Here is a 20,419-nt window from a genome sequence, read left to right as displayed (position 1 = left end):
GCCCGTTGCACCTCACTGAAACGCCAGCACATCCCTCTGAATCCCGCTTCACGAAACGCGTTTTGCCGCTCGCCCCCTGTTTGTCTGCCTGCCACAGTAGCGCCAGTCTAAACAAGGAGCGAATCATGGAAAGACAAAAAGGATTTACCCTCATCGAATTAATGGTTGTCATCGGCATTGTCGCCATTCTTAGCGCCATCGGCATTCCGGCCTATCAGAACTACCTGCGTAAAGCCGCCCTCACCGATATGCTGCAAACCTTCCTGCCCTACCGTACCGCCGTCGAACTCTGCGCGCTCGATCATGGCGGGACGGATAGCTGCGATGCGGGCGTGAACGGTGTCCCCTCCCCCGCGACATCCCGCTATGTCTCAGGCATGAGCATCGCCAAAGGTGCCATCACCCTGACGGGACAGGAGAGCCTGAACGGTCTGGAGGTGGTCATGACGCCGCAGTGGGATAACGGCAATGGCATCACCGGCTGGAAGCGCGTCTGTACCATTGCCGCAGACGGTGCCCTGAAGCAGGCCTGTGAAGAGGTGTTCCGCTTTACGGCCGGTGAGGAGAAAGGCAATGAATCCTGATCGGTTAATGGCCCTGTGTCAGCGTCATAACGCCCAGCTGCTGAACCGCGATCCGGACAAAATCACTATCGCGGTTGTCGGTAACCCGCCGTCTGAGCTACTGGAGGCGCTACGTTTCGCCACACAGAAAAGGATCGATATCGAATGCTGGACCAGCGAGAGAATGGAAAAACACCGGCAAACCGCGTCAGAATCGCATCTGCCCGCCGTCGCCAGCGCCACGAGCTCCGCCATTGAGATCCTTAACCGCACCCTGATACAGGCGATGAGTCAGCGGGCCTCGGATATTCATATCGAGCCCGCCGACGAGAGCTGGCAGATCCGCTTGCGCATCGATGGCGTGCTGTACCCGCAACAGCCCCTCTCATCCGAGCTGGGCACAACGCTTATCGCCAGGCTGAAGGTGCTGGGCAACCTGGATATCGCCGAGCGGCGCTTACCCCAGGATGGGCAATTTACGGTTGAACTTTCAGGGGCTCCCGTCTCGTTTCGTATTGCCACGCTCCCCTGTCGCAGCGGAGAAAAAATCGTCCTGCGGCTTCTGCAGCAGGAGCAACAGGCACTTTTGCTCGATCAGCTGGGCATGAGCACAACCCAGCAGCGATTATTCACCGGAGCGCTGCATAAATCCCAGGGGCTGATTCTGGTGACCGGGCCCACCGGAAGCGGCAAAACCGTCACCCTGTACAGCGCGTTGCAGGCCCGTAACACGCCCGCAGTGAACATCTGCAGCGTCGAAGATCCTGTCGAAATCCCGCTTGATGGGCTAAACCAGACCCCCATTAACCCCCGGGCGGGGTTAACCTTCCAGAGCGTTCTGCGCGCGCTGTTACGTCAGGATCCGGACATCATCATGGTGGGCGAAATACGCGATGGCGAAACGGCGGAGATCGCCATCAACGCCGCCCAAACCGGCCATCTGGTGCTGTCGACGCTGCATACCAACTCCACCGCCGAAACGCTGGTACGTCTGCAGCAGATGGGGGTGGCGCGCTGGATGATCTCCTCGGCGTTGTCTCTGGTGATTGCCCAGCGGCTGGTCCGTCGGCTGTGTCCGCACTGTCGTCAGGAGGCCCTAAGGGATACGCCGCTACCGCAGGCGCTGTGGCCTCGCCCTCTGCCGCACTGGCTGCCGGTGGGTTGCGACCGCTGCTATCACGGTTTTTATGGCCGTGTGGCCATCTTCGAGGTAATGGTTATTACCCGCGAACTGCGCTCGGCCATTGCCAGCGGAGCTGCGGTGGAAGAGATCGAAAAACTGGCCCGACAGACGGGCATGGTCACGCTGTTTGAACATGGCTGCATGGCGGTAGAACAGGGCCACACCACCCTCGAAGAGGTGGTGCAGATGCTGGGTGCCCCGGATGGCAGGTAATCAGCTCTGGCGCTGGCGGGCACTCAGCCCACAAGGGGAGCGCCTGGCGGGCGCACTTTGGGCGCCCGACAAACAAACGGCATGGACAGTCCTGCAGGGCAAAGAGCTCGTCCCCCTTGAGCTCAGACGATGCGCGCAGCAGAGTCGCTGGCAGGCGCAGCATCGCTACGATGTTATCCACCAGCTGGCGACGCTGCTGCAGGCGGGCTTAACGCTGTCGGCAGGGCTGTCGCTTCTGGCGCAGCAGCATCCGGCCCGGCAATGGCAGGCGCTGTTGCAAAGCGTCGCCGACGACCTCAGCGCCGGGTGCGCCTTCTCTGACGCCCTGAAAAAGTGGCCGCACGTCTTCCCGCCGCTCTATATCTCGATGATTAAAACCGGGGAGCTAACCGGCAAGCTGGATGAATGTTGTCGTCAGCTGGCGCATCAGCAAAAAACCCAGCAGCAGCTCAGCGCAAAGGTAAAAAAAGCGCTGCGCTATCCGGTGATTATTCTCAGTCTGGCTGTCGCCGTGGTGCTGGCAATGGTGACGCTGGTGTTGCCGGAGTTTGCTGCGATCTACAAAACCTTTAACACCCCCTTACCTGCCCTGACCCGGGCAGTCATGGGGCTGGCAAATGCGCTCCAGGAGCAGGGCGCTGTACTGCTGTTAAGCCTGCTGGCAATCATATCGGGCCTGCTGTTTCTTCGGCGCAAACGACGATGGCAGTACGCCACCCAGCGTCTGCTCCTGACCAGCCCGGTGATTGGCCCGCTGGTGCGGGGGCAAAAGCTTAGCCAGATCTTTACCGTTCTGTCCCTCACGCAACAGGCGGGCATCGCTTTTATACAGGGGCTGGAAAGTACGGAGGAGACGCTGGAGTGCCCCTTCTGGCGGGAGAAATTACAGACGATACGGCATCGCATTATGCAGGGTATGCCCATCTGGTCAGCCCTGAACGACGCCGCAATTTTTACGCCACTCTGCATTCAGCTGGTTCGCACCGGCGAGGCATCGGGAGCGCTGGATACCATGCTGAGCAATCTGGCGCAGCATCACAATGAGCAGACCTTTCAGCAGGCGGACAATCTTGCCTCGCTGCTGGAGCCATTACTGTTGATTGTGACGGGACTGATTATTGGCACGCTGGTGGTGGCGATGTATCTGCCGATTTTCCATCTGGGGGATGCGATGAGTGCGGGATAACGCTGGCGCGGGACGCGCCAGCGAGAGGCATTACAGGCTGTTGAAGACGCGGTTTTCCTGTTCCTGAACGCGGATAAAGGTCGTGCGCTTGGTCAGCTCTTTCAGGCGGGATGCACCCACGTAGGTGCATGCGGAACGCAGGCCACCCAGGATGTCACGCGCGGTATTCTCAACCGGGCCGCGCAGAGGCAGCTTAACGGTTTTACCTTCCGCGGCACGATACTGCGCAACACCACCCACGTGGCGGTTCATCGCAGATTCAGAGCTCATGCCGTAGAAGAGCATGAATTTTTCACCGTTTTCGTCAACCACGGTACCGCCGCTCTCTTCGTGGCCCGCCAGCATACCGCCCAGCATCACGAAGTCTGCGCCGCCGCCGAAGGCTTTCGCCACGTCGCCCGGCATGGTGCATCCACCGTCACTGATGATCTGGCCGCCCAGGCCGTGGGCTGCATCAGCACACTCGATCACTGCTGACAGCTGCGGATAGCCAACGCCAGTTTTTACACGCGTTGTGCAGACGGAGCCCGGGCCGATGCCCACTTTCACGATGTCTGCGCCGGAGAGGATCAGCTCTTCACACATTTCACCGGTAACCACGTTACCCGCAATAATGGTTTTGGTCGGCCAGGCCTGACGCGCCTTGCTGACGAACTGAACGAAGTGCTCGGAGTAACCATTCGCCACGTCAATACAGACGAAGTTCAGGTTTGGATTCGCAATCAGGATCTGTTTTGTTTTTTCGAAATCGGCATCAGAGGTGCCGGTGGAAACCATCACGTGCTTCAGTACGTTTTCAGATACGGAACCTGCAAACGCATTCCACTCCTCAACACTGTAATGCTTGTGCACAGCGGTCAGAATGTCGAAGGAGGCCAGCGCTTTTGCCATGGCAAACGTCCCGACGGTATCCATATTCGCGGCGATAACAGGTACGCCAGACCAGGTCTGACCGGAATGCTTAAAGGTGAATTGACGTTCAAGTTCAACGTCGGAGCGACTTTTCAGAGTAGAACGTTTAGGGCGGATAAGAACGTCTTTGAAACCTAACTTCAGATCTTCTTCGATACGCATTTGCGGATTCCTGGGGTACTGGGGTAAATGTCGAAAAAACGTAACACACAACTCCAGTGACGCTATCATACGCACTAATACCTGTTGCGCAAGACTGCGAAAATCACTTTTTTTACGCTACAATCCTATAAATTTACCTGGTAAAAAGTACGTAAGCAGAGCTTAATCTTTGCTGATAAAAGATTAAATCTTAAGTAATTGATATCAATAATGAATATTTCCCAGGATTTTATTTAATGGGGTACATCGTTGCACTAACGGGAGGCATTGGCAGTGGCAAAAGCACTGTGGCAGATGCCTTCTCTCGTCTGGGCGTCACAATAATTGATGCCGACATCCTTGCCCGCCAGGTGGTAGAGCCCGGTACACCCGCATTACGCGCTATCGCAGAACATTTCGGCAACGATACGATCGCCCCTGACGGCACCCTTAATCGCCGTAAGCTGCGCGAACGCATTTTTGCCCACCCTGAAGAGAAAGCCTGGCTTAACGCCCTGCTTCACCCGCTTATCCAGCAGGAGACGCAGAAGCAGATAGCACAAGCAACGTCACCCTATGTGCTCTGGGTTGTCCCGCTTCTTGTGGAAAATAATCTCCATGACAAAGCGGACCGGGTGCTGGTGGTGGACGTCTCCCCGGCAACACAAATTCAGCGCACCATTGCCCGCGATAATGTCGGGCGTGAACATGCGGAACAAATTCTTGCCGCGCAGGCCACGCGTGAAGCGCGTCTGGCCGTCGCGGATGATGTTATTGATAATAACGGCGCACCGGATGCCATTGCATCGGATGTGGCTCGCCTGCATCAGCAATACCTGGCGCAGGCCGTTTTACAGGAAAAAGCCTAATGCACACCCACGTTCTTTTTGAGCATCCCCTCAATGAAAAAATGCGCACCTGGCTGCGCATTGAGTTTTTAATCCAGCAGCTTTCGAGCCTGCTTCCGGTTCACGACCACACCACGGCGCTGCATTTTTTCCGTAACGTGGGCGACCTGCTGGATGTGTTAGAGCGTGGCGAAGTCCGCACTGATTTAGTGAAAGAGCTGGAGCGTCAGCAGCGTAAATTGCAGGCCTGGGCAGAAGTGCCGGGAGTGGACAACAGCCGCATCGACAGCCTGCGCCAGCAGCTGAAAAACAGCAGCGGAGTGTTAATGGCCGCACCCCGTATCGGCCAGTTTCTGCGGGAAGACCGCCTGGTAGCGCTGGTGCGTCAGCGTCTGAGCATTCCCGGCGGCTGCTGCAGTTTCGATTTACCGACCCTGCACATCTGGCTGCATATGTCGCAGGAGCAGCGCGATATCCAGGTACAAAACTGGCTGGTCAGCCTTGAGCCGTTGAACCAGGCGTTGACGCTGATCCTTGACCTGATCCGCAACTCCGCGCCGTTCCGCAAACAAACCAGCCTGAACGGTTTTTATCAGGATAATGGGGAAGATGCCGATCTGCTGCGCCTGCAGTTGCCCCTTGCCGCTCAGCTTTATCCGCAGATTTCAGGCCATAAAAGCCGCTTTGCGATTCGTTTCATGCCGCTCGACAGTGAACATGGCCTGGTGCCGGAACGCCTCGACTTTGAACTGGCCTGTTGTTAAGGAGTTAAGATGTCTGATGTTACTACCGTGAACTGCCCCACCTGTGGGAAGCCCGTCGTCTGGGGCGAGCAGAGCCCGTTGCGTCCTTTTTGCAGCAAGCGTTGTCAGCTGATCGATCTGGGTGAGTGGGCCGCGGAAGAGAAACGCATTCCAAGCGAAGGCGATCTCTCTGACAGCGACGACTGGAGTGAAAGCCAGCAGTAACGTTTAATGCCTGCTGGCGCTTTGTCCGGCAGGCTTACAGATTGTCCACTAAACGGGCAATGACAGGCGCGTTTGCCGGTGGGAATTTATCGGCATCCTGCGCGCTCAGCGTCACCCAGTTTCCAGGCTGTCCCTCTTTGCCCCAGGGCTCCCCCTCCCAGCTTTCCACCAGCCAGAACCACAGCGTGATATGGCGATCGGGGAAGGTATATTCCAGTTTGTCGAACAGGGTCGCACCGAGCGGGGTGATCCCCACCTCTTCCTGAAGTTCGCGGGCCAGCGCCTGTTCCGGCGTCTCGCCAGACTCGATTTTGCCGCCCGGAAACTCCCATTTATTTGCCATGTGCGCATCCGCTGCACGCTGGGTAATAAAGATTTGGTTATCTGAATTGCGAATGATCCCGACAGCGATTTGCAGTATTTTCATTGTCTTACGTCCATAAAAAAGGCGCAGATATCTGCGCCTTTCAGGTGTGTTTCAGGCTTAGCTCAGACGGCCATGGCACTGTTTGTATTTTTTACCGGAACCGCATGGGCACGGATCGTTACGACCGACCTTACGCTCACCGGACTGCGCGGCAATCGCGGCGGCTGCGGCTTCTTCGTCGTCCTGATGGCTGAGCTGCTGCATCTGGGCCAGACGCTCAGCTTCTTCACGACGCTGCTGCTCCATCTCTTCCACTTCTTCCGGCATGCGCACCTGAACTTTGCTCAGAGTGCTGATCACTTCATACTTCAGTGATTCAAGCATGGAGGCAAACATCGCAAAGGATTCGCGCTTGTACTCCTGCTTCGGATCTTTTTGCGCATAGCCACGCAGGTGGATGCCCTGACGCAGGTAGTCCATCGCCGCCAGGTGCTCTTTCCACAGGGAGTCCAGGGTTTGCAGCATCACGCCTTTTTCGAAGTGACGCATCATCTCTGCGCCAACAACTTCTTCTTTGCGCTTATACACCTCAAGGGCGTTAGCAAAAATACGCTCGCGCAGGGTCTCTTCGTGCAGCTCCGGCTCTTTATCCAGCCACTCCTGAATCGGCAGATCCAGGTCGAAGTCGTTTTTCAGACGCGCCTGCAGACCTTCAACATCCCACATCTCTTCCAGGGACTGCGGAGGAATGTGCCCATCGATGGTGGCTTTAAACACGTCTTCGCGGATGCTGTTAATGGTTTCGCTCACGTCGGAAACGTCCAGCAGCTCGTTACGCTGGGTGTAGATCGCGCGACGCTGATCGTTGGCCACATCATCATACTCAAGCAGCTGCTTACGAATATCGAAGTTACGGCTTTCCACTTTGCGCTGGGCGTTAGCGATGGCTTTGGTCACCCACGGGTGTTCAATCGCTTCGCCCGGCTTCATGCCCAGCTTACGCATCATACCTGACACACGGTCAGAGGCGAAAATACGCATCAGCGCATCTTCCATCGACAGGTAGAAGCGTGAAGAACCGGCATCACCCTGACGACCCGCACGGCCGCGCAGCTGGTTATCGATACGGCGGGATTCATGGCGCTCAGTACCAATGATGTGCAGACCGCCCGCAGCCAGCACCGCATCGTGACGAACCTGCCAGTCGGCTTTGATCTGTGCGATCTGCTCCGGCGTTGGGTTTTCCAGCGCGGCCACTTCTGCCTGCCAGCTACCGCCCAGCATGATGTCAGTACCACGACCCGCCATGTTGGTGGCGATGGTCACGGCTGACGGATAACCCGCCTGCGCAACGATATCTGCTTCTTTGGCGTGGAATTTGGCGTTGAGCACGTTGTGCTTAATACCGGCTTTGGTCAGCTCTTCGGAGACCACTTCCGATTTTTCGATGGAGATAGTCCCTACCAGCACCGGCTGGCCCGCAGCGGTACGATCGCGGATATCTTCGATGATGGCCTGAATTTTTTCCGCTTCGGTCATGTAGACCAGGTCCGGCATATCTTTACGGATCATCGGACGGTTGGTTGGCACCACCACGGTATCCAGCTTATAGATGGAGCTGAATTCGAAGGCTTCGGTATCTGCCGTACCGGTCATCCCTGCCAGCTTCTCGTACAGACGGAAGTAGTTCTGGAAGGTGATCGATGCCAGGGTCTGGTTCTCGTTCTGGATATCGACGTTCTCTTTGGCTTCAACCGCCTGATGCAGACCATCGGACCAGCGGCGACCCTGCATGGTACGACCGGTGTGTTCGTCGACGATGATGACTTCGCCATCCTTAACGATGTAGTCCACGTCACGGGTAAAGAGCACGTGCGCGCGCAGGGCGGCAGTCACGTGGTGCATCAGCATGATGTTGCCCGGAGAGTAGAGCGACTCGCCCTCTTCCATAATGCCCTGGGCAACCAGCAGCTCTTCAATCTGGACCAGGCCACGCTCGGTCAGGTTCACCTGACGGGCTTTTTCGTCCACGGAGAAGTGACCTTCACCCTGGAAGGTGTCGGAGTCCTCTTTTTCCTGACGGATCAGGTGCGGAATGATTTTGTCGACTTTGCGATACATCTCGGAGCTGTCTTCAGCCGGGCCGGAGATGATCAGCGGCGTACGCGCTTCGTCGATCAGGATGGAGTCCACCTCATCCACCAGCGCATAGTGCAGTTTGCGCTGGACGCGCTCTTCAGGGCTGAACGCCATGTTATCGCGCAGGTAGTCGAAGCCGTATTCGTTGTTGGTACCGTAGGTGATGTCAGCGTTGTAGGCTTCGCGTTTAGCGGGAGCCGGCAGGCCTGACATGTTGATCCCGACGCTCATACCGAGGAATTCGAACAGAGGACGGTTGTTTTCGGCGTCACGCTGGGCCAGATAGTCGTTGACGGTCACCACGTGCACGCCTTTACCCGACAGGGCGTTAACGTAGGCTGGCAGAGTCGCGGTCAGGGTTTTACCTTCACCGGTACGCATCTCGGCGATGCAGCGGTCGTTCAGAACCATACCGCCCAACAGCTGCACGTCGAAGTGACGCATGCCGAACACGCGCTTACTCGCTTCGCGCACAACGGCGAACGCTTCCGGGATCAGGCTTTCAACGGTTTCACCTTTTTCAAGGCGGGCACGGAATTCAGCGGTTTTGGCTTTCAGCTCATCATCAGAAAGTTTTTCCATCGCTGGCTCGAGGCCATTGATGACGCTGACAGCTTTACGCATGCGGCGCAGGGTACGATCGTTACGGCTACCGAAAACTTTAGTTAGTAATTTGATTAACATAATAAATTCTCAAACGCCCCATCATGGGCAGTTAAATTAAGGTATTGAAAGACGGTTAATTTAGCTGAGGCGTTGAGGTCCGGCGCGGATGCCCTGTACCTGGCTAATCCAGGCGGACACGGAGAAAGCGGTGTGTGGCTCGAATGCAGCAAGCGCGACCTGACGGACAATAACCGGCGGCTTGCTCTGTTGCGTCAGAAGCGTATTGAGCGTATCCAGCAGCGCCAGATGGTGCGCCTGAACCGGTAAAGACTCTTCAACAGCAGGTAACGCCTGCGGCGCCATGGCAAAGGAGAGATGCCGGATGACGGTACGAATGGCATGCTGATGCCAGTAATCTACCGTGAAATTCGGTCGGCGGTTCGCTTCCAGCAGGGCAAGATTGGTGAAATTAACCCGCGTGTTCAGATCGTGGCGGGTGGTGGTGGTCCTGGCAGTACTGGCGGCTTCAGCGTTACTGCTGAGCGCGGGCAGGCCAAGACTCGCCGCGACCATCCCCAGAAGGAGATGCGGCCAGAAGTAACGTCTGCCAAATTGTCGCCAGCGCGTCAGAATTCCGCTCAATTGCCCCACCACAAGTAAGTAAGCTTTCAGGCTCACCGTATGATTTTTATATTTTCGCGCCAAGATAGTACCACTAAAGCTACTTCACAGCAGCAGTATTGAGGCACCGGGGAGGTTAAAAATGGTGATGAAATCAGCAAACGCGCCATTGACTACAGCGATTCGGGAAAGGCAAAAACAAAAACGACTGGTCTTCCTGGCCGGAGAGAGTGCCAGGTCAACCAGTCGAATTTAAATAACGGAGTGTGCCGTTACGCCAGAACCGTGCTCGGTGCTTTGAATGCCAGTGGCAGTTCAGCTTCGTCTTCGAAGGTCACATATTCCCAGGCTTCCTGTTTTGCCAGAACAGCCTGCAACAGTTTGTTGTTCAGCGCGTGACCGGATTTATACGCGGTAAACGCACCAATGATGTTGTGACCACACATGAACAGGTCGCCGATCGCATCCAGCATTTTGTGACGAACGAATTCATCTTCAAAACGCAGGCCGTCTTCGTTCAGTACGCGATAATCGTCAACAACGATGGCACAATCGAAGCTGCCGCCCAGGCACAGGCCACGGGACTGCAGATATTCGATATCACGCATGAAACCAAACGTACGAGCTCGACTGATCTGACGCATAAACGCATCAGCAGAGAAGTTCATCGCATAGCGCTGAGTGCTGGAATCAATCGCCGGGTGGTTAAAATCGATGGTGAAATCCAACGAAAAACCATTAAACGGCTTGAATTCTGCCCATTTGTCGCCATCCTGGACACGAACGGTCTCTTTAATGCGTACGAATTTCTTCGCGCTATTCAGCTCTTCGATGCCGGCATCCAGCAACAGATAGACAAACGGTGCAGCACTGCCATCCATGATTGGGATTTCTGGCGCATCGACTTCAATAACGATGTTGTCGATACCCAGACCCGCCAGGGCGGCATTCAGGTGCTCTACGGTAGAGATCCGCACGTCATGCTCATTTACCAGGCAAGTACAGAGCATGGTATCACGCACAGATTTGGCATCAGCCGGGAAATCTACCGGTGGATTCAAGTCGGTGCGACGATAGATGACCCCGGTGTTGGCCGGCGCAGGGCGCAACGTCAGGGTGACTTTCTTGCCGGTATGTAAACCGACACCTGTCGCCTGAACGATACGTTTTGATGTCCTTTGTTTGATCATCGTATAATCTCGCCAAGTTACTTATCCAACCGAGAGTGTACATCACTATCGGGCGGCCAGTTTAGCACAAAGAGCGTAAATCCCCTAATTCCAGCTAATTCTTAATCAGCTTGCTTACGCAGGAACGCGGGAATGTCCAGATAATCCGGCTCTTTCTGAGTTTGTGGAGTATTGTCATTAACCACCTTAGCGGCTGGTTTCTGCTCCTGGGTCAGCGGTGCCATGCCGTGCTGCTGGTAACGATCCATCACCGGCTGCTGAGCAGGTTTGTTGGTCACCAGAGTGATCTCAGGACGTTTGTCCATGCCAATACCGGTCGCAACAACCGTTACGCGCAGTTCATCGTTCATTTCCGGATCAAGGGAAGTACCGATTACCACGGTGGCGTTGTCAGAAGCGAACGCACGGATGGTGTTACCCACGGTTTCGAACTCATCCAGACGCAGGTCGAAGCCCGCAGTGATGTTAACCAGCACGCCGCGCGCGCCGGACAGATCGATATCTTCCAGCAGCGGAGAAGAGATCGCCATTTCAGCGGCTTCTTCTGCACGGTCTTCACCTTTCGCCACGCCGGAGCCCATCATCGCGTAGCCCATTTCGGACATCACGGTGCGCACGTCAGCAAAGTCGACGTTCATCAGGCCAGGACGGGTAATCAGCTCGGCAATACCCTGGACTGCGCCTTTAAGGACATCGTTCGCCGCGCCAAAAGCGTCCAGCAGAGAGATGCCACGGCCCAGCACTTTAAGCAGCTTGTCGTTTGGAATGGTGATCAGCGAGTCCACGTGCTTGGACAGCTCGGTGATACCCTGCTCTGCAAACGCCATACGCTTCTTGCCTTCAAAGTTGAAAGGCTTGGTCACTACGGCAACAGTCAGGATACCTAAATCTTTAGCCACTTCCGCAACAACTGGCGCAGCACCGGTTCCGGTACCACCGCCCATACCTGCGGCGATAAACACCATGTCTGCACCATCCAGCGCAGCACGCAGTGCTTCACGGTCTTCTTCTGCAGCATTACGGCCGACTTCCGGGTTTGCCCCAGCCCCCAGCCCTTTGGTGATGCCGCCACCGATCTGGATTGTCTGGCCAACAGCCGTCTTACGCAGTGCCTGCGCATCGGTGTTCACCGCGAAGAACTCAACACCTTCGATGCGCTCGCGCACCATGTGCTCTACAGCATTACCGCCGCCGCCACCGACGCCGATGACTTTAATCACCGCGTCGTTGGTCAGTTCCATAGGTTCAAACATAATTTCTCTCCGTTTTGTGCCTGTCGCCTGAAACCGTAAATTCTCTCCGGTCTCTTACTAAAATTAAAATTCTTTTCGCAGCCAGGTATTGATTCGCTTAAACCACGAACCTACCGACGTACGTTTTTCTACTTCTGCTTCGCCACTGAGATGGGTTTCCTTCCCGTAATGAAGCAAGCCCACTGCCGTTGAGTAATACGGCTCCTGAGCATAATCCGTCAGACCGGTGATGTTCAGCGGTGCACCAATACGCACCTGCGTATGAAACACCCGCTGAGCGCAGGCCGCAAGACCTTCAATTTGCGCCGCGCCGCCGGTTAATACAATCCCCGCCGCAAGATGATGTTTAACACCCTGCTGGCGAAGCTGTTCCTGTAATTGCAAAATCTCTTCGTTCACCAGGTTAAGCAGCTCGGTATAACGCGGCTCAATCACCTCGGCTAAGGTCTGGCGCTGCAGGCTGCGCGGCGGACGACCACCGACGCTCGGCACTTCAACGCTCTCATCTTTACCCACGATGGAGCCCAGTGCACAACCGTGGCGCACTTTAATTGCCTCGGCATCGCTCGGTGGCGTACCGAAGGCGTACGCGATATCGCTGGTGACCACATTCCCTGCATAAGGGATAACCTTGGTGTGGCGCAGTGCGCCACCGGTGTAGACGGCCATGTCCATAGTACCACCGCCGATATCGACGACACAGACGCCCAGTTCACGTTCGTCTTCCGTCAGCACCGAATAACTTGCCGCCAGACCGGCGAAAATAAGTTGGTCAACTTTCAGGCCACAACGTTCAACGGCTTTGACGATGTTCTTCGCCATATCGTTGTGACATGTGATCAAGTGCACTTTTGCCTGCATACGCACGCCTGAAAGTCCTACCGGATTCTTAATACCTTCCTGGTAGTCGATCGCATATTCCTGCGGGATCACATGCAGGACGCGATGCTCGTCGCGAACACGTACCGACTTCGCAGTATGCACTACGTTCTCGACGTCTTCCTGCGAGACTTCTTCTTCTGAGATCGGCACCATACCGATCTCGTTCTGGCAGCTGATGTGCTTGCCAGAGAGTGCCAGATACACGGAGGAAATCTGGCAATCTGCCATCAGTTCGGCCTGATCGATGGCGCGCTGTACGCATTTCACCACCGACTCGAGGTCGTTTACCCCACCTTTATCCATACCACGGGACGGGCAGCTACCCACACCAATGATATTGACCACACCGTCGGGCAGAACTTCCCCTACTAAAGCGGCAACCTTCGCAGTGCCAATCTCCAGTCCTACTACCAGTTTTCTGTCCGTCGCCTTGATCATTGTTATTCTGCCTGTACCTGAGCCTGATTCTGTTGCTGATTAGGTTCCTCAACCGGGGCCGGGGACCACCCGACCGATGCGCCTGAGTCATAGCGCAAATCAACGTAGCTAATCCTTTTGCCTTCAGCCTGCGCCTGCTGCTGCAGAACGGGATAAAGTTCTACAAAACGTTCCAGACGCTTCATCGTGTCACCCCGCCCCAGATTCAGCTTGATATCGTTCGTCAGCGTTAACTGCCAGGAACGACGCGCCGTCATTGCAGCCTGTTTCAGGGTAAAACGATCCTTAGCCAGCACTTTACCCATGCTACGAAAACCTTCCAGTACTTCGTTTTCGCTGCCTTCCGGCCCATACAACATAGGTAAATTTTGCTTGCTGACACGATCGGCCGGGACGCTGAAAGAAACTCCATCTACGTCAACCATATGCTGATCATTCCAACGCGCAATGGGTACATATTCAACCAGATGAATCTTCAATTCATCGGGCCACTGCTTTCTGACGCTCGCCTGTTTAATCCAGGGCAGGCGCTCAATCTGACTCTGGATGATGTTCACATCCTGCGTCATGAAGGTGCCAGGCGACCCTAATGCCAGGATCGACTGACGGATATCGTCATTACGCGTGTAGTGACGGTCGCCGGTCACCACCAGTTTCGACAGAGGCAGACGCTGTGCATCTTCCATCCAGCCGAGCACCATCCAGCCGCTGACAAACACAGTACACAGCACGGCAAGCAGGAAGGTGATCCCTGCAAGACGCGTTCCATTACTCCGCCGTGAAGAATATTCTTCTTCCTCTTCGCGGTTTCGCGTGTTCAGCGCAGCCTGAGACATATCAGCCCGCCTGATCCAGAATGCGGACTACCAGCTGCGAGAAGCTCATGCCAGCCTGGCGAGCCGCCATTGGCACCAGGCTATGACTGGTCATACCCGGTGAGGTATTGGCTTCCAGCAGATAAAACTGTCCGTCGCTATCCTGCATGACGTCGATTCTTCCCCATCCATGGCAGCCAAGAACTTGCCAGGCTTTAAGCACCAGCGCGTTGATTTGAGCTTCACGCCCGGCATCCAGACCACTTGGGCAGAAATATTGCGTCTCATCAGAGAGATACTTCGCCTCATAATCATAGAAGGTTCCGGCTGGTTGGATACGAATTGACGGTAAAATTTCTTCACCGAGCATCGCGACGGTAAATTCCGGTCCGCTTAGCCATTTTTCCACCAGAACTTCTTCATCATGTTGAAAAGCCAGCGCTAATGCTGATGATATATCGTCAGCTTTATCAACTTTAGACATTCCTACGCTTGAGCCCTCACGGCTGGGCTTAACAATCACCGGTAAACCCAGCGCGGCAATGTGCCCGCTAACGCTGGCTGTCAGGCCCTGCTCAAATTCACGACGCGTCAGTGCCACCCAGGGGGCAACCGGTAAACCGGCACCCTGCCACAGCAGTTTGCTGCGCAGTTTGTCCATGGAAATGGCCGACGCCATCACACCGCTGCCGGTGTAAGGCAGGCCGATGATGTCCAACAAGCCTTGCAGCGTGCCATCCTCACCGCCGCGACCGTGCAGCGCGATAAAAACTTTATCAAAGCCCAGCTCTTTCAGGCGCGTCACGTCGGTCTCTCTCGGATCGACCAGGTGCGCATTAACGCCGCCTTCGCGCAGCCCTGCCAGCACGGCCGCGCCGGAATTCAGGGAAACCTCGCGCTCGGCAGAGGTGCCGCCAGAGAGGACCGCAATCTTATCAGCCATGGCGCTCTTCCTCCGAAATTTGCGGCTTAAGTTTGATTTCGGCCAGCGTACGGGCGATTTTGCCGATATTTCCGGCACCCTGCACCAGAATCAAATCATTGCCGGTCAATACCGGGGCAAGCATCGCTGCCGCCTGGGCGTGATCGGAGACCAGAATCGGATCGATCTTGCCGCGACCACGAATGGTACGGCACAGCGAACGGCTGTCGGCACCCGGAATGGCCGCCTCACCTGCCGCGTACACTTCCAGCATCAGCAGCGTATCAACCTGTGACAGCACATTAGCGAAATCGTCGTATAAGTCACGCGTACGGGTGTAACGGTGTGGCTGGAACAGCATAACCAGATTTTTGTCCGGCCAGCCTGCGCGCGCCGCTTTGATCGTGGCGTCCACTTCCGTCGGGTGATGGCCGTAGTCATCCACCAGCATTGCGGTACCGCTTTTCCCGTTAACGCTTTCCAGCGGGAACTCGCCGAGGAAATCAAAACGACGACCGGTCCCCTGGAAGCTTTCGAGCGCCCGCAGGATATCCTCGTCGTCAATGCCCTCTTCCGTGGCGACCGCAACGGCCGCCGCCGCGTTCAGTGCGTTATGGCGTCCCGGCGCGTTAAGCGTCACCTGCAACAGCTCTTTGTCCTGACGCGCCAGGGTGAAATGCCCCTGCGCACCAACCTGCCTGTAACTCTCCACGCGGACATCAGCATCTTCGCTGAAACCGTAGGTGGTGATCTGACGTCCTACGCGCGGCAGCAGCTCGCGGATCACCGGATCGTCAACGCACATTACGGCACGTCCATAAAACGGCAGGTTGTGCAAAAAGTTTATAAAGGTTTGCTTTAAATTTTCGAAATCGCCCTGGTAGGTATCCATATGGTCGGCTTCGATGTTGGTCACAATCGCGACCATCGGCTGCAGGTGCAGGAACGACGCGTCGCTTTCATCCGCTTCAGCGATGAGATAGCGGCTGTGCCCCAGGCGAGCGTGAACGCCCGCAGCTTTCACCAGGCCGCCGTTAACGAAGGTCGGATCGAGGCCCGCTTCAGCATAAATGCTGGAGACCATCGCCGTGGTCGTGGTTTTGCCGTGGGTACCGGCAATGGCAATGCCGTGACGAAAACGCATCAGTTCTGCCAGCATCTCTGCGCGGCGGATCACCGGAATACGCGCTTCGTGTGCCGCAACGATTTCCGGGTTATCGGCAGAAATGGCGCTGGAGACCACCACCACGCTCGCATCAAGAACGTTTTCCGGGCGATGGTTGAAATAGATTGTCGCACCCAGGGACGCCAACTGTTGCGTAACAGGGTTCGGCGCCAGATCGGACCCGCTGATCTGGTAGCCTTCATTCGCCAGCACCTCGGCAATACCGCCCATACCGGCGCCGCCGATGCCAACAAAGTGAATGTGCCGGACGCGACGCATCTCGGGCACGATTGAACGCAGTTTCGCCAGTTGTTGTGTATTCATTCTCTAAACGCCATCGACTACTTCAAAAAAATCTTGCAGCGCAACACGCGCTGCGAGGATTAAACCTGGGCTGCCAGGCTCACTTCTTTCGCCACCCGCTCCGTTGCATCCGGGATCGCCGCCGCACGTGCGTGCTGCGCCATCGCCAGTAATGTCTCCCGGTCCCAGCCCGCCAGGGTGGTGGCGACCGCCTCGGCGGTAAACTGCGGCTGTTCAAAAATTTTGGCTGCCCCGGCTTTTTCAAGCGGCAGCGCATTCCAGTACTGCTGACGGTCTTTGTGCTGGAAGGGCACAAACAGCGCCGGCAAACCGGCGGCGGCGATCTCGCTCACCGTCAGCGCGCCGGAGCGGCAGACAACGACATCGGCCCAGGCATATGCCGCCGCCATGTCGTCGATAAATTCGGTTACTTTGTGCTGCGGCTGGCCCGCATCGGCATAGGCCTGCTCTACCGATTGCTGAGCGCCCTTTCCGCTTTGATGCCAGATCGTCACGCTATCGTTAAGCTTTGCGGCCACCTGCGGCATGGTCTGATTCAGGACGCGCGCGCCCTGCGATCCCCCTACCACCAGCACGCGTACCGGCCCTTCACGGCCGGTGAGTCGCTCCTGCGGCAATGGCAGCGCCAGCACGTCGACGCGCACCGGGTTACCCACCACGTCGGCTTTCGGGAATGCGCCCGGGAATGCCTGCATCACTTTGCTGGCGATTTTTGCCAGCCATTTATTGGTGAGGCCCGCAATACCGTTCTGCTCGTGGAGCACAACCGGGATCCCCAGCGACCACGCCGCCAGTCCGCCAGGACCCGAGACATAACCGCCCATTCCCAGCACCACGTCCGGCTTAAAACGCTTCATGATCGCCCGCGCCTGACGCCAGGCATTGAAAATACGCACCGGTGCCAGCGCCAGGGCTTTGATCCCTTTTCCGCGCAGGCCAGAAATACGAATAAAGTCGATCTCAATACCGTGTTTTGGCACCAGATCGGCTTCCATGCGGTCTGCGGTTCCCAGCCAGCGTACCTGCCAGCCCTGATCCATTAAATGGTGTGCAACCGCGAGCCCCGGGAAAACATGTCCGCCGGTACCGCCCGCCATCACCATTAACCGCTTCGGTTGATTCATCGTGAACCTCGTGTAAACGCCTGGGCATTCTCCAGACGCGTTTCATAATCTATGCGCAACAAAAACATAATGGCGGTCGACATGATCAACAGACTCGAACCACCGTAACTGATTAACGGCAACGTCAGACCTTTGGTCGGCAGCATACCTGCTGCTGCACCTACGTTGACTAATGCCTGAAAACTGAACCAGATACCGATCGAACAGGCTAAAAAACCCGAGAAACGGTGGTCAATCACCAGCGCTTTACGACCGATCGACATTGCACGGAAAGCGACGAAGAATACCATTAAAAGCGCCAATACCACACCGATATAACCCAGTTCTTCCCCAATAATGGAGAAGATAAAGTCGGTATGTGCCTCGGGTAAATACTCCAGTTTCTGGACTGAATTCCCCAGCCCCTGGCCCCACATTTCACCGCGGCCAAACGCCATCAGCGACTGTGTCAGCTGATAACCGCTGCCAAACGGATCTTCCCAGGGGTTCCAGAAAGAGGTCACGCGGCGGATACGATACGGCTCGGCGAGGATCAGCAGCACGACCGCGGAGATCCCCATTCCGATGATGGCGATGAACTGCCACAGTTTCGCCCCCGCCAGGAACAGCATCGCCAGCGTAGTGACGAACAGTACTACCACGGTACCGAGGTCAGGCTGGGCCAGCAGCAGAACCGCCAGCACCAGAATCACGCCCATCGGTTTTAAGAAGCCGCGCAGGTTGTTACGCACCTCATCAACCTTACGTACCAGGTAGTTGGCGAGATAGCAGAACAGCGACAGCTTGGTAAATTCCGCCGGCTGGATACGCAGCGGGCCGAAGGCAATCCAGCGCGATGCCCCGTTCACCGAGCTACCCACCACCAGTACGATCAGCAGCATGACGATCGAGGCGATCAGCATCGCGGTACTGTGGCGCTGCCAGAACGCCATCGGCAGACGTAAGGTCACCATCGCCAGACAGAACGCGAGGATGATGTACAGCCCGTCACGCTTGGCAAACAGGAAGGGATCGTTCGCCAGACGCTGCCCGACGGGCATCGAGGCCGACGTCACCATAATAAAACCAATCGCCGCCAGCCCCAGCGTTAGCCAGAGCAGCATGCGGTCGTACATCACCAGGCTATCGGAATCTTTATCCCGGGAGCCCATGACCCAGCCTTTTAACGCCGACGAGATCCACACCAGGATGCCAAATCCTGGCAGGCGCGGCATTTTCGGGCGAGGGAGAGAGAAGCGCATCAGCCTAACTCCTTCGCCAGGCGGGTGAAGAGATCGCCCCGCTGTTCGAAATTCTTAAACTGATCGAGGCTGGCGCAGGCCGGAGAGAGCAGCACCATATCGCCTGGCTTCACGCGCGGAGCGATCAGCCGCATCGCCTGTTCCATGGTCCCGGTTTGTTCGGCGATGTCCGGACGCAGCGCTGCAAGTTCGGCACCGTCACGGCCAAAGCAGTAAAGACGCACGTTATCGCCGCTGAGATACTGTTTCAGCGAAGAGAAATCGGCGGATTTACCGTCGCCACCCAGCAGCAGGTGCAGGGTGCCGTCGATGTGCAGGCCATTCAGCGCCGCTTCCGTACTGCCGACGTTGGTGGCTTTTGAATCGTTGATCCAGCGCACGCCGTTATGCTCCAGCGCCAGCTGGAAACGGTGCGCCAGGCCCGTAAAGGTGGTCAGGGCTTTCAGGCTGGTGGCGCGGGGTAATCCCGCAGCGTCCGCCAGCGCCAGCGCCGCAAGGGCGTTGGTGTAGTTGTGCTGGCCCGAAAGCGGCATCTCTTTGACGTTCAGCACCTTCTCACCGTTTGCCCGTAGCCAGGTTTCGCCCTGCTGACGGTTCAGGTGATAGTCGCCCATATTGATGCCAAAGCTCACGCAGCGCTCATCTGCGCCGCGTACCGGCATGGTCAGCGCATCATCGGCGTTCACCACGCATACGCGGGCATTTTCATAGATGCGCAGCTTGGCGGCGCGGTACTGCTGCAGACCAAACGGATAGCGATCCATATGATCTTCGGTGACGTTGAGGATGGTCGCCGCCACCGCCTGCAGGCTTGAAGTGGTTTCCAGCTGGAAGCTGGAGAGCTCAAGGATATAGAGCTCACGCGCGGGATCGAGCAGCATCAGTGCCGGTAGGCCGATGTTGCCGCCGACCCCCACATTGACGCCCGCCGCTTTCGCCATCTCACCGACCAGCGTAGTGACGGTGCTTTTACCGTTTGAACCGGTAATGGCAATAACTGGCGCCTGGGCTTCACGGCAGAACAGTTCGATATCGCCGACGATCTCAACGCCCGCCTCGGCGGCAGCGCTGAGGGCCGAGTGCGCCAGGGCGATACCCGGGCTTGCGACAATCAGATCGGCGGCGTTCAGCCACTCTTCATTCAGACCACCAAGGTGGCGTTCAACCTGTTCCGGCAGTTTGTCCAGACCAGGCGGAGAGACACGCGTATCCATCACGCGAGGCGTGACGCCGCGCGCGAGGAAAAAGTCCACGCAGGAGAGGCCGGTTAAGCCTAACCCGATGATAACGACTTTTTTACCCTGGTAATCTGCCATGA

Annotated in this window: 19 protein-coding genes; 6 read left to right on the top strand and 13 right to left on the bottom strand. The window is 56.6% G+C overall.

What is annotated here, in order from left to right:
• Positions 1 to 125: 125 nt before the first annotated feature.
• The 3 genes from ppdD to hofC are packed head-to-tail and all read left to right on the top strand — an operon-like array spanning position 126 to position 3,145.
• Positions 126 to 584, top strand: a complete 459-nt coding sequence (ppdD, locus tag K5I40_RS15400) for a prepilin peptidase-dependent pilin (protein ID WP_138370438.1) — start codon at positions 126 to 128, stop codon at positions 582 to 584.
• Entirely contained in the window at positions 574 to 1,959 is a 1,386-nt protein-coding gene (gene gspE / locus K5I40_RS15395) for a type II secretion system protein GspE (RefSeq protein ID WP_223074956.1), read from the top strand. The genes ppdD and gspE overlap by 11 nt, the downstream gene beginning before the upstream one ends.
• Positions 1,949 to 3,145 carry a protein transport protein HofC gene (gene hofC / locus K5I40_RS15390; RefSeq protein WP_223074957.1) on the top strand — a complete coding sequence of 399 codons (1,197 nt, stop codon included), beginning with the start codon at positions 1,949 to 1,951 and terminating at the stop codon, positions 3,143 to 3,145. Before gspE ends, hofC begins: the two co-directional genes overlap by 11 nt.
• A 30-nt stretch (positions 3,146 to 3,175) precedes the next feature.
• On the opposite strand, the gene K5I40_RS15385 is transcribed toward hofC, so the two are convergent.
• On the bottom strand, positions 3,176 to 4,219 hold the full coding sequence (locus K5I40_RS15385) for a GMP reductase (RefSeq protein WP_039030362.1): 1,044 nt from the start codon (positions 4,217 to 4,219) through the stop codon (positions 3,176 to 3,178).
• 236 nt (positions 4,220 to 4,455) lie between these two features.
• Between K5I40_RS15385 and coaE the strand changes: the two genes are divergently transcribed.
• The 3 genes from coaE to yacG are packed head-to-tail and all read left to right on the top strand — an operon-like array spanning position 4,456 to position 6,014.
• Positions 4,456 to 5,067 carry a dephospho-CoA kinase gene (coaE, locus tag K5I40_RS15380; protein WP_223074958.1) on the top strand — a complete coding sequence of 204 codons (612 nt, stop codon included), beginning with the start codon at positions 4,456 to 4,458 and terminating at the stop codon, positions 5,065 to 5,067.
• Positions 5,067 to 5,810 (top strand): cell division protein ZapD, encoded by a 744-nt coding sequence (gene zapD, locus K5I40_RS15375; protein WP_223074959.1) that lies wholly within the window; start codon positions 5,067 to 5,069, stop codon positions 5,808 to 5,810. Before coaE ends, zapD begins: the two co-directional genes overlap by 1 nt.
• A 9-nt stretch (positions 5,811 to 5,819) precedes the next feature.
• The gene (gene yacG, locus K5I40_RS15370; protein WP_223074960.1) at positions 5,820 to 6,014 is read left to right on the top strand and encodes a DNA gyrase inhibitor YacG; all 195 of its coding nucleotides are present in this window, start codon (positions 5,820 to 5,822) and stop codon (positions 6,012 to 6,014) included.
• A gap of 34 nt (positions 6,015 to 6,048) precedes the next feature.
• Here the strand turns inward: yacG and mutT are convergent, their stop codons facing one another.
• The 12 genes from mutT to murD form a co-directional block, all read right to left on the bottom strand.
• Positions 6,049 to 6,441 (bottom strand): 8-oxo-dGTP diphosphatase MutT, encoded by a 393-nt coding sequence (gene mutT, locus K5I40_RS15365; protein ID WP_223074961.1) that lies wholly within the window; start codon positions 6,439 to 6,441, stop codon positions 6,049 to 6,051.
• A gap of 57 nt (positions 6,442 to 6,498) precedes the next feature.
• A complete protein-coding gene (gene secA, locus K5I40_RS15360) occupies positions 6,499 to 9,204 on the bottom strand; it encodes a preprotein translocase subunit SecA (protein ID WP_039030367.1) in 2,706 nt (901 codons plus the stop codon).
• Positions 9,205 to 9,264: 60 nt separating this feature from the next.
• Positions 9,265 to 9,768 (bottom strand): secA translation cis-regulator SecM, encoded by a 504-nt coding sequence (secM, locus tag K5I40_RS15355; protein WP_171029968.1) that lies wholly within the window; start codon positions 9,766 to 9,768, stop codon positions 9,265 to 9,267.
• 251 nt (positions 9,769 to 10,019) lie between these two features.
• Positions 10,020 to 10,937, bottom strand: coding sequence for a UDP-3-O-acyl-N-acetylglucosamine deacetylase (lpxC, locus tag K5I40_RS15350; RefSeq protein WP_223074962.1), 918 nt, complete (start codon positions 10,935 to 10,937; stop codon positions 10,020 to 10,022).
• A gap of 101 nt (positions 10,938 to 11,038) precedes the next feature.
• A complete protein-coding gene (ftsZ, locus tag K5I40_RS15345; RefSeq protein WP_039030369.1) occupies positions 11,039 to 12,190 on the bottom strand; it encodes a cell division protein FtsZ in 1,152 nt (383 codons plus the stop codon).
• Positions 12,191 to 12,253: 63 nt separating this feature from the next.
• Positions 12,254 to 13,510, bottom strand: coding sequence for a cell division protein FtsA (gene ftsA, locus K5I40_RS15340; protein WP_039030370.1), 1,257 nt, complete (start codon positions 13,508 to 13,510; stop codon positions 12,254 to 12,256).
• A gap of 2 nt (positions 13,511 to 13,512) precedes the next feature.
• Positions 13,513 to 14,346 carry a cell division protein FtsQ gene (ftsQ, locus tag K5I40_RS15335; protein ID WP_039030371.1) on the bottom strand — a complete coding sequence of 278 codons (834 nt, stop codon included), beginning with the start codon at positions 14,344 to 14,346 and terminating at the stop codon, positions 13,513 to 13,515.
• Between the two features lies 1 nt (position 14,347).
• On the bottom strand, positions 14,348 to 15,268 hold the full coding sequence (locus K5I40_RS15330) for a D-alanine--D-alanine ligase (RefSeq protein ID WP_223074963.1): 921 nt from the start codon (positions 15,266 to 15,268) through the stop codon (positions 14,348 to 14,350).
• Positions 15,261 to 16,736, bottom strand: a complete 1,476-nt coding sequence (gene murC, locus K5I40_RS15325) for a UDP-N-acetylmuramate--L-alanine ligase (protein WP_039030373.1) — start codon at positions 16,734 to 16,736, stop codon at positions 15,261 to 15,263. The genes K5I40_RS15330 and murC overlap by 8 nt, the downstream gene beginning before the upstream one ends.
• Before the next feature lie 59 nt (positions 16,737 to 16,795).
• On the bottom strand, positions 16,796 to 17,860 hold the full coding sequence (murG, locus tag K5I40_RS15320) for an undecaprenyldiphospho-muramoylpentapeptide beta-N-acetylglucosaminyltransferase (protein WP_039030374.1): 1,065 nt from the start codon (positions 17,858 to 17,860) through the stop codon (positions 16,796 to 16,798).
• Positions 17,857 to 19,101 carry a cell division protein FtsW gene (ftsW, locus tag K5I40_RS15315; protein WP_039030375.1) on the bottom strand — a complete coding sequence of 415 codons (1,245 nt, stop codon included), beginning with the start codon at positions 19,099 to 19,101 and terminating at the stop codon, positions 17,857 to 17,859. Before ftsW ends, murG begins: the two co-directional genes overlap by 4 nt.
• Complete coding sequence (gene murD / locus K5I40_RS15310) at positions 19,101 to 20,417, bottom strand: UDP-N-acetylmuramoyl-L-alanine--D-glutamate ligase (RefSeq protein ID WP_223074964.1); 1,317 nt, start codon at positions 20,415 to 20,417, stop codon at positions 19,101 to 19,103. Before murD ends, ftsW begins: the two co-directional genes overlap by 1 nt.
• Between the last annotated feature and the right edge of the window lie 2 nt (positions 20,418 to 20,419).

It is taken from the genome of Leclercia sp. LTM14 (genome assembly GCF_023736175.1).
Lineage (GTDB): Bacteria > Pseudomonadota > Gammaproteobacteria > Enterobacterales > Enterobacteriaceae > Enterobacter > Enterobacter barmai.
This window is presented reverse-complemented; position numbering and strand designations above follow the sequence as displayed.